Raw genomic sequence first — 12,855 nt, forward strand, 5'->3', positions numbered from 1 at the left:
CCTTAGTTACGATCGTATAGTTTTTCCGGTCACGTTGAGATTATTTCGCTATTTATGTAAGCGTTTTATACCAATCGAAAGATGCATGAATGTTATGAATCCTGTGCAGAGACTGGTCAAATAGAGTGATGATAAGAATTACATAAAATTTCAATGTGTAAATTTACTGTTCCCTGAAGGCGATCTTTAGGCAGTTTCTATATTGAGTCTTGAAAAGTTGCGTTGCACTATCACATTGGTCGACCACAATATAAGCACACTTATTAGGAGGCGAATAAAATGAGTCTAGAACTTATTACAATTTTTGTACTTTTAGCCATGTTTATTATCGGTTCCTTTGTTTCTGTCAACATGGGTATCTTAGGAATGGTTGCTGCTTTTGTTGTCGGCACCTATGTTAGTGGTTTAGCGATAGAGGATATCTATGCCGCTTTTCCCATTGACATGTTTATTCTCCTCACAGGGGTTAGCTACTTGTTTGCAATCGCATTAAACAACGGTACCCTTGACTTAATTATTTCCGGGGGACTCAAATTGGTTAAAGGTAACGTTGGCCTCCTGCCTTGGGTATTATTTTCACTTGCAGCGATGTTATCGGCAGTTGGGGCTTCAACAGTTGCAGTGGGCCCTATTTTATTCCCAATCGCTTTACGGTTAGCTCACCAGCATAAGATTAATCCAATCCTGATGGGCACTTTGATTTCTACTGGAATGTATGCGGGTTCCTTCTCACCACTCAATATCTTCGGCTTGGTTGTAAACGGTATCATGAGTTCGGAGAAAATCCCACATTCACCTATCATGCTTTTCTTCAACACTTTTGTTTTTTATGTACTCATTTCAATCGTAATTTTTATAGCTTTCGGGGGAATTCGTTTACTCAAGCACACTACAAGCGCCCAATTGGAGATGGCCGCCACAATTGATGGCAATGATGTAAGTGTTCCTAACGAAAAAGAAGACCAAGGAGCTTTATGGTATCAAATCGCGACACTTTTCGGTATCGGTCTTCTTATCACAATGGCCCTTGCATTCCAAATGAACATGGGCTTTGGGGCATTGATGATTGGTCTGGTTCTTGGGCTAATGGAACCTTCTAAACAAACCCAAATTTTAAAGCAAATGCCATGGTCTGTAATGATCATGGTAACGGGTATCATGACATATGTAGGTGTTATGGAAAAGGTTGGAACGATGGATTACATGACTGAACAGATTGCAAATGTAGGGAACCCTGTACTCGCAGCTCTTATGGCTTCATATGTTGGAGGTATCGTCTCGGCATTTGCTTCTACAGCAGGTTTCCTGACCGCGGTTATTCCACTTTCAGCGCCAATCTTACAGGATCCTACCATGTCATCCATCGGTGTAGTTTCAGCACTTGCTGTAGCTGCCAGTGTAGTTGACATTAGTCCTTTCTCTACAAACGGGGCGCTAATTATGGCAAACGTACAAGGGGTAAATGAGCGTCTATTCTTCAGGAAGCTATTAATGATTGCTGGTCTCTTCATTGTAGTTGGACCAGGACTAGCCTGGTTGATTTTCGTTCTTATCGGTACACCTTGGTAATAGATAATAATATTAATATAAAATCGAGCCTGCCGATAAAACTATACAGTAGTGAATGTTTAATATCGTATTGTAGAATTCATTAATTCAAAGCCAAAACACATCCATTCTAATTTCCTGAACTGTGCTCTATAAAATGGACAGTCTAAAAAAAGACCTATAGTTTATACAGCTAACCGATGGCTCCCGTATTGTGCGGGAGTCATTCTATTTAGGCTCCATTGGTAACGATTTGTATTGTATTCCTCTATGTATTCTTCAATGATGAGGTGTAACTCCTCAAATGTTTGACACACTGAATAATCCATTTCATCTTTAAAATGGCCAAAGAATGATTCCATGGGGGCATTATCCCAACAATTTCCCTTCCGGGACATAGATTGTATGAGTCCTAGTTTCTTTACTCGCCGTTGAAACTCAGGGTGTGTATAATGAACGGCTTGATCTGAATGAATCATCGCTTCAGGATGAAGCAGTTCATCTAGTGAATCGGCGAGTTTTTCCAATGTCCGATAGACGATGTCCATCTTGAGGCTTCTAGATAAGTGATAGGCAACGATTTCCCGTGTAACAGCGTCTTTGACACAAGAAAGATAAGCTGGCTGTCCAGAACCATAATTGACGTAAGTGATATCCGTAAGAAAAGTTTTCCTAGGTTCTCCTTGGTTAAATTTCCTGTTTAAGAGGTTTGGAACGACTTTATGCTCATGGGTGGCTTTAGCCATTTTCTTATAGGGATTCGCTTGGCGAATTCTTGCCTTCAGGTTGAACTTATTCATAAAACGCCGAATCTTTTTATGGTTCATCGTGACAAAAAAGTCGTTCTCTACAATCATTTTGATGGTGAGGGCGTCAGCCTTCTTCTTCTTTCCCTCAAATACTTTATGAATGAGTTCATAATCCTGCCAATCTTTCTCTTCGAGAGTAAATCGAATGCTTTCAGCCTGTTGCCAAGCATAATATCCACTGCGGCTAACTTCTGCCATTTCACAAAAATATGAAACCATATTCGTAAGACTATATCTACGAATGATTTGTTCAATTAACATGAATGTTTCACTGCATTCTGGCTGTTTTGCCTTGTTCCTGGAGTACTTTTTTAGTGTCTTCCATTTCTTTTCTAAGTAATGTATATTCGTCTTTTTGAATCACGAGCTGATTATTTTGAATTTCGAGCTGATTGTTTTGAATCCTAATTGTTCGTATTAAAAGAAGAATCGTTATAAATGTTAATAATGGAACGGTCGATCCTCCTAAAAAATATCCGAATGTTCCTAATTCGCCAAAATTATACCCCTTCTCCTTAACTAATATCCACCCGATAATAGGGGATGTAATAACAGCTGCAAGAGTATACGGCACGTATTTTTGTTCAATGTTATTAGTATAGATATTTTCATTATCTTCCTTCATTATTTTCCCTCCAATAGAAAAAAAGTAATCAATACTAAACATTTTCTCTAGATTTTTATAGTAATAAATATAGATTATTCAATATTTCTTTAAAATGTAAAAATGTGTATAAGTATATACCAGATGATATAATCAGGATACGTTATAGATGAGGATAAATAAGGAAATGATAGGGATAAGGGATAAATAGGAGGGGGTTGTTTTATGGTTAAAGTGTCGGAGTCCATCTTTTTTATTGATAAGCAGCATAATGTAAACTTCAAAGAAACGTTGCTGCGATGGAATGTAAGTGATAATGATACGGAACAAAGAACAGCTTGCTATATTTTATCGGTACCTATGATATTTCAAAAAGTAGAGAGATATTTAGGTTCAATTGAGACGCCTATTGACTGGATATGGTTCTGGGAGTATAAATACACTTTATCAAAATTACCGGATTATAAGGACAGTGGAGAGCCACAGGATGTTCCTTATGACTTAACAGGATCAATGGTCCAATTAGGGAAATTTTCGTTGAATATGTGGAATGGATATAAGCGTTTAATTTATATGATTGTATGAACAGCTTAGACGAAAAGCATTATAAGGTTCTAAAATGTGCAATGAATATGAGAATTAATTGGTAAACTGAAGGGGGGCGAATACACCCTTTTTTTTCTTAAATTAATTACTAGACTTTTTCTACATAAAATTACTAGAATGGGAAAGATATGATAAAATAGAGGAACAACTGAGGATAGAGTGGGAGGTCACAGTTTCACCTTTGCCATCTAATGATAGATGGGAAGGGAGGTGACCGCATGATACATTTTCTATTGAACATTGTAACAGATATTGGTAAAGACATTATAGTTGCTGTAGCAACCAGTCTCATCATATCTGCGTTCAGTAAGAAAAAGAAAAAGAACCACTCCGCCCTCCAAGATGGAAATGGTTCTTCTTCTGATTCTTCTGATTAAGAGTTATTAGTTGTGACCAACCACTCTTGCTAGTTGTCACCCTCATGTGTCCAGCATGGGGGTGTTTTTAGTTTATGTTAATATAAGGATAACATACCCCAATTTTAAAGTAAATATTCATACACTGAAAAGGGGAGCTGCTGAAGACATAGCGGTTTTGCTCTTATTGCTCATAACTATAAAAAGGATCTCCATGTACTATGTAAGAAATATAATGAATATCAAGTTCACTAAGGCCAGCATCCAACGACGGGTGAATCCAGTTATCGAGTTTCAATTCATTTATGATTTGTGTTCTTTGTGTCATAATACAATTTTGAAGTAATACCAAAGACCAAGTAGAGAAATCAATTTCAGCAGATAAATAATCTAAGTAAAATTCAACCTCCGATTCCTCCATGCTACTTCTGTATTGATTTATTATGTCAAAAACTCTATTTATTTTCAGGGCAAAGGAGTAAACTCTTTTATCATAAAATCCTGATTTACTTAATGAAGCATCAGCAAGAGATTCATAATTACCAAAAAAATATTGATATTCACTTTGATCTGGAATTGCAAAATGACTTGAATACTCATCCTGGTAAGCAATCATTGCCTTTTTGTATGACGTTAAAGAACCATATAGGACGTCGCCCATACTTATTTTCGTAATTTGGTCGCCAAAGTTGATTTCCTTATCAGACCTTATCTCCTCAAGATGCTTAAAGAAGGAATTTTCAAACCTCTGCATTCTAGCGGTTTTATTTTGCTCTTCTAATGTTTCTCTGGTCATTCTCATTTCTTCTTTTTGAGTCTTGAGCTGTTCCTTTTGGAGTTTAAATGTTTTATATACAAATGCAATTGTAACTATAGTTAAAAATGGGAGGGTGGATCCACCCAAGAAGTCACCGTAAACACCTAAGTCTGCAAAGGCATCACCTAGTTTAAGCACTTTAACTATGAAAATTCCAAAGATAGGGGACACAAAAGCAAATAATAAAAGTATGAGGGCATATTCATAAATATAATCACCAAAAAGAAATTGTCCCTTTTTATCTTCGTTCTTTTTTAACCACTTCATAATACACCTCTTTAAATTAATGCTACTATTATAGAGGTGAGGGAGAATAGTTATGGTTCTTTATAGTTTTCAATTTATCTAGTTTACATAAGATAAATTATAGGAAGTTGATATTGCGTAAAAAATACCGTCGCAAAATGACAAGTAATCTTGTTGTAGTGAGACGGAATAAAAAAGTAAAAATACATTTATATTTTCTTGAATCATTTTCTTTTATTGTCATGTATAATTGAGGAAACTCCATTTACGGTTTTTCCAGGACTCCGTAGACAGAAAAAACCTCTAGGTATATCTTAGAGGTTTTTTTATTAGTATCTCATTGCCACTAGTATTCTTATGTTTTGAGACAAAAGAGAAATTCTCACTAATTGATATTCTTATTTTTGTACTTCTTCAGTTATTTGTGTATCCGCTTTATCTATAGTGATATCTATTGCATCTACTTCTTCTTTAGTCATTGGTTCAGCAGCCTCAGATTTAGTTTTCACTTTTTCAACCTCTTTGCCATGTTTCTCCACTTCTTTATTAGCCTTTTCAATTTCTTTTTCAAGTTCAGCGACTAATTTATCAGCTTGTTTGGCCTTTTCTTCCGCATATTTAAGTGTAGGATTCAAGTTTTTAATTGTATTGTTAGCTGCAGCAAGCTCTTTAACCTTTGCGTCATATTCAGCTGTTTTGATGGCCAGCTGATTCTTAGTGGCCTGGTGGTTAGCTGAATGAGTCCATTCCTTCTAAATAAGCAAGGACAGCTTTTAATTTCAACTCTAATGATATTTTGTCATAAAAAAAAGCACCTCCAATTGTTAGATGGTGTCTAACAATTGGGGTGCAGTTCATATCGTGGTCTCTTTTATTGCGTCTAAAATACAAACATAGATTGTCTTTTTTCTTCTGAACTTAGCAAATACTTAACAGGGGAAAATTGATTATATCCTGTAAGTTCAGAATGAATTTTTATATTCACACAGATGGGTCTAATTCTACCGTAATACAATTGTAGTCATAGTTATAGTAGAATGTGTAACCTTTATGCTTGACATCTGGGAAGTTATTCACAAAATCAACGTTATATTTAGGTTTAAAATAAATTATTAATGCAGCCTCTGTTACATTAATAATTTGATTATCTATAATTAATGGTGGGGCTGATAGAACTTTCTGCATATGTTGCCTATCTTCATCCTCCGTAACTTGAAAACCATTTCGCCCATCCTATGACCTAATTACAACAACAATTTTTAACTTTCAGCCAAACTACTCTTAGCACAAATCAGATAATTCAGGGAAGAAAGAACGCTTATTACATTTACAGAGACACCTTAAGGTGTCGTTTCAATTTCTCATTAAATTATTTAGCTCTGTTAATGAACAATGTTGATTTTCTTATGGAACTATCTCGGCAGGCTAGCTGAAAAAGGATTTCTATAATAATTCATAGAAATTATTTACCATAATAAACCCAAAGGGGTAGAGCTACATAACAAAAGCAATCCCAGCTTATCTTATAAGACATTTCGGCATATCTCCCCTTTTTAAGTATCACGTCTTTTATACCTTTTGCAAGTTTCATAAGTTTAAGTTGTCAACTATTAGCTAACAACGCCACAATTGTTTCTCTATTATGTACTTTTTGGCACTCCAATCCCTAGTCTGTTCCAAAACACCTTTTGGATTCTTTATTGGTTTCTGAAATCGGTGTATTAGTACAAATCAAGTAATCTCATTCGAAAAATTCTTTTACTTGTTGGTACATATAATTTTTATTTAACCAGAGCGCTTGCTTAACCATATAATTATCTGTCAAAATATCTTTCATATCCTCAGGTCTATACTTCCAAATTGCAGGACAGGGTAGCCGATCTGAATTGTTACTTTCATGATAATCCGACTGGTCAGCAGAAGGTCGAATGTGAAGAATTTGAGGACCACTTACTTGGCTAGGCAGATTGTTCTCTATTTTGTAACCCTTCTTATTAGAGGCACTTATCTTAACACGTTTAAACGTTAACTCGACACCATTAATGAGAGTTTGTTTAATTGTTTCCCATGTTTTTTTGACTGTACCCATGAGTTCGTCTTCTGGCATATACCAAAATTTTGCACCCTTAAATATCTCTCCTTCTGGTGTTTCCTCGTAAACGACTAATAAGAATTTTGTTGTGGAAAGATAGTCATACACTCGAGTATCTTCCCAATCAAGGTTACTAATATCTTTAATGAAGCTAACATCCGATTCAAGTTTAAATCCTTCAGTTGTGATTCTTCTTTCGGATGTTTTTTTTCTCTGATTAGATTTTACGGTAACTGTTTTTACAGCAATTCCAGCCTTCTTAAACTCATCTGTTTCTTCTAAATCACCTTTTAGATTAAACATCTTCTGGGCAATTAGCCGTGTACTTGCTTTGTCATTCTTTTCTTTGATTCTAACATCAAATTTTTCTGCTAAGACTTTTTTATCTATATTGTAGAACGGTTTAAACTGATCGAGAATGATTTGTTCAAACGTTTTATGTTTTAACTCGGATAAATCTTTTATGATATGCTCTTGAGTACCAATTTGCTTTGCATCGATTTTTTTATGTAATTCAGGATAGTCATTTTGATAAGAAGCGTAAGTAATTGAACTCTTTAATTCGCCCTGTACAATTTGCTTCGTAATTTCCTTCATGTACGTTGGTCTTAAAGAAAAAGCTCGTCTAGGTGCTTTCTTATCACTGAACGGTTGTGTAGTTTTGTTCTCTGTAGTTTTACTTCCTTTTGTCACTGCTCCAAGGTATTGTGTCATACCTTCGGAAATGTCCTCTGCCCTCCCCTGACGAATCATATCCATTATAATGTTCCAATCATTTTCAATGATTGCCCAATCATCATCTAATAAGTCGTTCAAATTAAAAAGAATAGCATGGGTCATTAAGAAATCTGGATAGATTGGGTATTCCTTTTCTTCGAATTGAAAAAAATCAACTGGATCATATTTATACAACATGAGTTTTACAAGCTTTGACTTTTTTAAAAAGGAAGAATTTTTAAAATTCCTCTTATATTCTTCACTAAAATCAAAAGTGTTAAGAACTAGTCTTTCTTTGGCACCCCAGGAATTTTCTTTTTTGAAAAATTTAAGCCCAGCACATTTGAGTTCTACACCTAGATTATTGAAATCAGCCTCAGGTCGACTGTTATTCGCTAGCCCGAACCAATCTTTTTCAACTGCATTCCCAAGCCAACCTTTATTTCTTGGGCTAGCGTACCACTTATCGACATTCTCCTGTGTGACAAGCTCCTTTATCATTTTACCAACAGCAGCTTCACCACGTTCTTTTATTTCTCGGATTGTTTTATATTCTCTATCCATTGCCATCTCCTTAATGGAAAATCTTAATCTTCGGTGCAACTTTATTATAAATTACCTTCAACTTTTTGTCTGTATAGGTTATAATAATTCGTTGATACAATATCCCGTATTTTTTGAGGGGAGCTAAAGGTATGATTAAACTACGCTTGAATGAAATTCTCAAGGAGAGAGAAATGCGCCAAAAGGACTTAGCGAAAGCTAGTGGGCTTCGTGAAAGTTCTATTAGTGATATGGTTCGAGGTATCCGTTCTACAGTGAACTTAGAACAACTCGAGAAGGTGATGGACTGTTTGGAAATTACCGATTACAACGAATTCTTTGAGAAAGTTGAGGAAAAAGTGAATGTCTAAGTATAGAGTATTTTCAATGTTTGACGGGGTTGGAGGCTTCGTGGTAGGTCTTTATAACGCCAACTTAACACTCAAAGAACCGTTCTTTGAAACAACAAACACTAATCAATTTGAACCATCTCGCAAATCACAAGATGCCTTTGAAGTAGGTGTCTATAATTATCCGCATATTCAACACAGTAATGTTGATATCATGCAGGTCTCAAATAAATATTTCGAAGAAATGAAAGCTCAGGGTGTAAACATGATAGTTGGTGGGTTCCCTTGCCAAGACTATTCTGTTGCTCGTTCTAAAAAACATGAATTGGGTATCGAAGGGAAGAAAGGTGTTCTCTTTTGGGAAATCATTCGTGCGGTTAACCATATCAAACCTGAATATTTGATTTTAGAAAATGTTGATCGATTATTAAAATCACCATCTTCACAACGTGGACGAGACCTTGCAATTATGCTTGGGGCATTTGCTCAACTTGGTTACTCTGTTGAATGGCGTGTGATTAACGCTGCAGAATATGGGCGCGCTCAACGTCGCCGCCGTGTGTTCTTTTACGTGTATCGGAATGACACATCATTTGCCTTGGCAATGGATGAAAAGTATGGCAAGCCTAAGAAAGAGAAAAATATTATGACATGTGATGAAGCTACTTTCGATAACTACATCTTTCAAGATGGATTGTTCGCTCGTCAATTTCCTATTGAACAAGAGGCATACAAGAAACGGCACTACTCAGATACCTTGTCTGATAAAGACATCCTCAACGAAGAGTACATCGTAGACATTTCTGACAATTTTACAGGTACTATTTGGAATACTGGTATTATGCGTTACGGTCAATACTTTACTATTGATACGGAACCAGTTAAGGAAGCACCAAAGACATTGGGTGAAATCATTCGGGAAGCGAAAGAATATTATGTGCGTGAACATGGTGAAGAAGAGTACAACCAATACATCGCAAATTATCAGTTGGACGATGACGATCCAAAGCTTAAAAAATTTGAATACTTACGAGGTCCTAAAAAAATTGAGCGCGTAGCTGATAACGGTCATAAATATATATTTAGTGAAGGTGGGATGAGTCCGTATGATTCTCTCGACATGCCGGGACGCACGATGCTTACAAGTGAAGGTTCTGTAAACCGTTCAACACATTTGCTTAAAGTCGATGGAAAATACCGACTGCTTACACCGATTGAAGCTGAATTATTGCAAGATTTCCCACCAGACTGGACAAAATTCAAAAAAGATAGTCTTGAAAATGTCCATGAGGTTTCAGACCGTATGCGTTTGTTCTTTATGGGGAATGCCTTAGTTACAGGAATCGTTGAACGTATAGGAATTGAGTTAGGAGAAATCGTACGTGAGTACAATACAGTAGAAATAGAAGTTTAAGTTAATAATGTTTGCTTTTCAAGTAATAATACACAAATACAACAAGCAAAAGGACTCATAATCGAGTCCTTTTTGTTATCAAAAAAGATTAATTTCTGAGATTAAATGGCTTATGGTTCAACTAAAAAAAGTTTGTAAACAGTTTTGTTAGCCGATTCAGCAACTATTAAAACATACGTTCCGATTCAATAATTCGCTTCATTTCCTCAATCTCATCATCAACAAACTCAGGAACAAGACAATCACCATCAATAGCTTCCTTCATTCTCTTTTCTTTTTCAGCTAATTTATCATAAATCTTTTGATCAATAAAATTATAAATCTCCCTATCACTGACTGTCATTAAATAGTAATACCTCGTACTTTGACTTTCCGGTAAACCAAGTCGATGAATTCTGTCTCGAGACTGTAGCATAAAAGTGAGATTATAATTATATTCAAAATAAATGGCATCATGAGCAATAGTATGAAGGGATACTGACTCTCCTAGAGTATTCGGGTTAGATACTAATACCTGTATTTCATGTGTGTTCTCTTTAAATGTATTGATGATATCCTCTCTTTTATCACGAGGTGTACCACCATAGATAACTTTTGCATTAATTCCATTTTCATTTAATACACAAGTAATCTTATTTAAAGTGTTAACAAATAATCCCCAGACTACAACTTTCCCATGTTTTTTCACTATATCAATTACAAGTTTAATTCCTGCATCAAACTTAGGAGAGTTTACATTAGCTAAATCCCATTCGCTTACCTCACCAATGGCTGCAGCATGAATACTATCCTCTAGCTCTTTTCTTAACTTGGCGCTAACCTGGTCATAAGAATCATTATCACTGTCAAATTCACTAAATCCCAAATCGCTATAATTTATCGCTTGATTTATAATTTCTGGATTAGTCGATAATTGAATCATTCTTATCAAGGTTGCTAATGGATTTTGGGCTGTGGTATAAATTATTTCTGCAAGGCGGAGTTGTTCTTCAGAAGGAAAAACCCTTATAATATTGTCTAAGTCAGCTGGTGGAACCCCTAAATCTTCCTTGCTAGTCCTCCAAAAATATGGAGCTAATTTTTCATTGATTTCTTCAACTTGCCATCCATCTGGATTTTTCAACATGTTTTGCTCAAATCCAAAATAAGCGCTATATTCCTTTTTAAATAAAATATGCAAGAAATTGTAAATATCTAAGTATCCATTAGGAATAGGTGTTCCTGTTAAAACATAACGATAATCAACTTTGTCCGCTATTTCTAAAGCAGCAATCGCACGCTTTGCTTGTACACCCTTTACACGGTGTACTTCATCATAAACTAGCATTGTATCTGAATTATTCGATAGGCATTTAATTATTGACTCTTTAAACTTAGGCAATGATTCATAGTTAATTAAAATCAAATTAGCTGCTGACCATTGAGCTTCAAAGGCATATTTATTACCATTTATGGACTGATCATGAATACTAAGTATCCTTAGCTCTTTTTTTGCTTGAAACACTGCCTGAAATTCATCTTTCCAAGATAAAAATGCATTAATCGGACTCACTACTAATATTCGCTTTATTGGCTCTCCTTTTTGCTTACTGTTTAGATAAGCAAAGACACCCAATAACATAGCTGTTTTTCCAGCTCCTGGAACAGAAAAGTTCGCAGCTCTTTTTTGAGTGAGCATGTACATGGCAGATTGAAGTTGTAAAGGCTTAAGTGGACGAGCAACTTCCTCTTCAACAACTTTCTTAAACTCTATAAACTCTTCTTCCCAGCGACTATCTCGATTCTTTAGTGTCAATCCAGATTTCCGATATTCTTCAATTGAATACTTCTGAGCATTAATAAAATTATCGACGCGTGAAGAGACTATAAAGTTAAATTGACGTTTAATCGCCTGCTTATTAGCTAACTCAATAATTTTTTCAATCTCCCGATATGTTAAGTCTCCTCTAAAAAAAGGATATCCCTTATCTTCATCTACATAAAAACTAAATTTATTTTTATACGTTTTTTTCGAGGTTACTTCTTCATCGCTTTTATCGATAAAAAAGAAATGCTCCTCATCCATATCAAAGATAACTGAATTTTGCTCCGGATTTGGTATCTTTTGTATCCTACCCATATCAAATTCTTGAAGTAAAGGATAAATAATCTCTGTAGCATCAACTACTTGAACACCAGGATAATCATCATTCCACAAACGGGAAAACTCTTCTTTTTTTTGCTCAACACGCTGGCGGACATTGACGCTTACATCCCATGAGAAATCAACATCAAATGAGTCAAAATTATTCTCTATGGCATTTGCTGTCTCATTTAGAGATCCATTAAAATAAACAACATCTTTTTGTCTATCTTCAAACAAGCCCCACTTAGTATGGAACAATCCATTCTTTACTAAGCCAAATTTCACATCTGCTTTACCTTGCCTGATTAAATAAGCCAAATTTCCTAAGCGCTGTTTATCACTTTGCGTTAAGGTTTCTCCTTTCGAGCGCTCACGATACCCCGTCTTAATGTCTTCAAAATCTTTTTCTGAAATATTTTGAGAAATAATGAATTGAATATATCCGTTATTTTCTGCAATTCTATCTAATCCCTCAGCGTATATCGAAAGTGCCTTACATGAAAAATAGCCACTGACTCGTTTATAGCTAATGGATTCACTCAATACTGGATTATAGAACTCCTCTGCTACATTTTGAATCATTGAATTATAACTAGATTTGAGTCGGCCTTGAAAACTTTTTAACAAA

The 12,855-nt window shown here is 35.5% G+C and carries 11 protein-coding genes; 5 read left to right on the forward strand and 6 right to left on the reverse strand.

The window, feature by feature from the left end; all coding sequences use genetic code 11:
* The first annotated feature begins 279 nt into the window (after positions 1-279).
* On the forward strand, positions 280-1,569 hold the full coding sequence (locus tag QUF94_RS25120; protein WP_289318504.1) for an SLC13 family permease: 1,290 nt from the start codon (positions 280-282) through the stop codon (positions 1,567-1,569).
* Between the two features lie 164 nt (positions 1,570-1,733).
* Here QUF94_RS25120 and QUF94_RS25125 read toward each other — a convergent pair whose 3' ends face one another.
* Entirely contained in the window at positions 1,734-2,702 is a 969-nt protein-coding gene (locus QUF94_RS25125) for an IS3 family transposase (RefSeq protein ID WP_289318620.1), read from the reverse strand.
* Entirely contained in the window at positions 2,626-2,982 is a 357-nt protein-coding gene (locus QUF94_RS25130; protein WP_289318505.1) for a hypothetical protein, read from the reverse strand. Before QUF94_RS25130 ends, QUF94_RS25125 begins: the two co-directional genes overlap by 77 nt.
* A 204-nt stretch (positions 2,983-3,186) precedes the next feature.
* On the opposite strand from QUF94_RS25130, the gene QUF94_RS25135 reads away from it, so the two are divergent.
* Together QUF94_RS25135 and QUF94_RS25140 are read left to right on the forward strand one after the other, a co-directional pair.
* On the forward strand, positions 3,187-3,546 hold the full coding sequence (locus QUF94_RS25135) for a DUF2538 family protein (RefSeq protein ID WP_289318506.1): 360 nt from the start codon (positions 3,187-3,189) through the stop codon (positions 3,544-3,546).
* A 239-nt stretch (positions 3,547-3,785) separates the two neighbouring features.
* Positions 3,786-3,944, forward strand: a complete 159-nt coding sequence (locus QUF94_RS25140; protein WP_289318507.1) for a hypothetical protein — start codon at positions 3,786-3,788, stop codon at positions 3,942-3,944.
* A gap of 163 nt (positions 3,945-4,107) precedes the next feature.
* Here the strand turns inward: QUF94_RS25140 and QUF94_RS25145 are convergent, their stop codons facing one another.
* The 3 genes from QUF94_RS25145 to QUF94_RS25155 form a co-directional block, all read right to left on the reverse strand.
* Complete coding sequence (locus QUF94_RS25145; RefSeq protein WP_289318508.1) at positions 4,108-5,007, reverse strand: hypothetical protein; 900 nt, start codon at positions 5,005-5,007, stop codon at positions 4,108-4,110.
* 377 nt (positions 5,008-5,384) lie between these two features.
* Positions 5,385-5,621 carry a hypothetical protein gene (locus tag QUF94_RS25150; RefSeq protein WP_289318509.1) on the reverse strand — a complete coding sequence of 79 codons (237 nt, stop codon included), beginning with the start codon at positions 5,619-5,621 and terminating at the stop codon, positions 5,385-5,387.
* A 1,106-nt stretch (positions 5,622-6,727) separates the two neighbouring features.
* Positions 6,728-8,359: a MutH/Sau3AI family endonuclease gene (locus QUF94_RS25155; protein ID WP_289318510.1), complete on the reverse strand. Its 1,632-nt coding sequence runs from the start codon at positions 8,357-8,359 to the stop codon at positions 6,728-6,730.
* 131 nt (positions 8,360-8,490) lie between these two features.
* Here QUF94_RS25155 and QUF94_RS25160 point away from each other — a divergent pair, with 131 nt between their 5' ends.
* Entirely contained in the window at positions 8,491-8,709 is a 219-nt protein-coding gene (locus QUF94_RS25160) for a helix-turn-helix domain-containing protein (RefSeq protein WP_289318511.1), read from the forward strand.
* On the forward strand, positions 8,702-10,102 hold the full coding sequence (gene dcm, locus QUF94_RS25165; protein ID WP_289318512.1) for a DNA (cytosine-5-)-methyltransferase: 1,401 nt from the start codon (positions 8,702-8,704) through the stop codon (positions 10,100-10,102). The genes QUF94_RS25160 and dcm overlap by 8 nt, the downstream gene beginning before the upstream one ends.
* 166 nt (positions 10,103-10,268) lie before the next feature.
* Here dcm and QUF94_RS25170 read toward each other — a convergent pair whose 3' ends face one another.
* Positions 10,269-12,854 (reverse strand): SNF2-related protein, encoded by a 2,586-nt coding sequence (locus QUF94_RS25170; RefSeq protein ID WP_289318513.1) that lies wholly within the window; start codon positions 12,852-12,854, stop codon positions 10,269-10,271.
* Position 12,855 lies beyond the last annotated feature (1 nt).

Source organism: Peribacillus sp. NJ4 (assembly GCF_030348345.1).
GTDB lineage: Bacteria > Bacillota > Bacilli > Bacillales > DSM-1321 > Peribacillus.

What these genes read in the sequence shown, in the direction of transcription:
- QUF94_RS25140 (WP_289318507.1), top strand. Translation starts at nt 3,786, where the DNA reads ATGATACATTTTCTATTGAACATTGTAACAGATATTGGTAAAGACATT.
- QUF94_RS25120 (WP_289318504.1), top strand. Translation starts at nt 280, where the DNA reads ATGAGTCTAGAACTTATTACAATTTTTGTACTTTTAGCCATGTTTATT.
- QUF94_RS25155 (WP_289318510.1), bottom strand. Translation starts at nt 8,359, where the DNA reads ATGGATAGAGAATATAAAACAATCCGAGAAATAAAAGAACGTGGTGAA.
- dcm (WP_289318512.1), top strand. Translation starts at nt 8,702, where the DNA reads ATGTCTAAGTATAGAGTATTTTCAATGTTTGACGGGGTTGGAGGCTTC.
- QUF94_RS25130 (WP_289318505.1), bottom strand. Translation starts at nt 2,982, where the DNA reads ATGAAGGAAGATAATGAAAATATCTATACTAATAACATTGAACAAAAA.
- QUF94_RS25135 (WP_289318506.1), top strand. Translation starts at nt 3,187, where the DNA reads ATGGTTAAAGTGTCGGAGTCCATCTTTTTTATTGATAAGCAGCATAAT.
- QUF94_RS25160 (WP_289318511.1), top strand. Translation starts at nt 8,491, where the DNA reads ATGATTAAACTACGCTTGAATGAAATTCTCAAGGAGAGAGAAATGCGC.
- QUF94_RS25145 (WP_289318508.1), bottom strand. Translation starts at nt 5,007, where the DNA reads ATGAAGTGGTTAAAAAAGAACGAAGATAAAAAGGGACAATTTCTTTTT.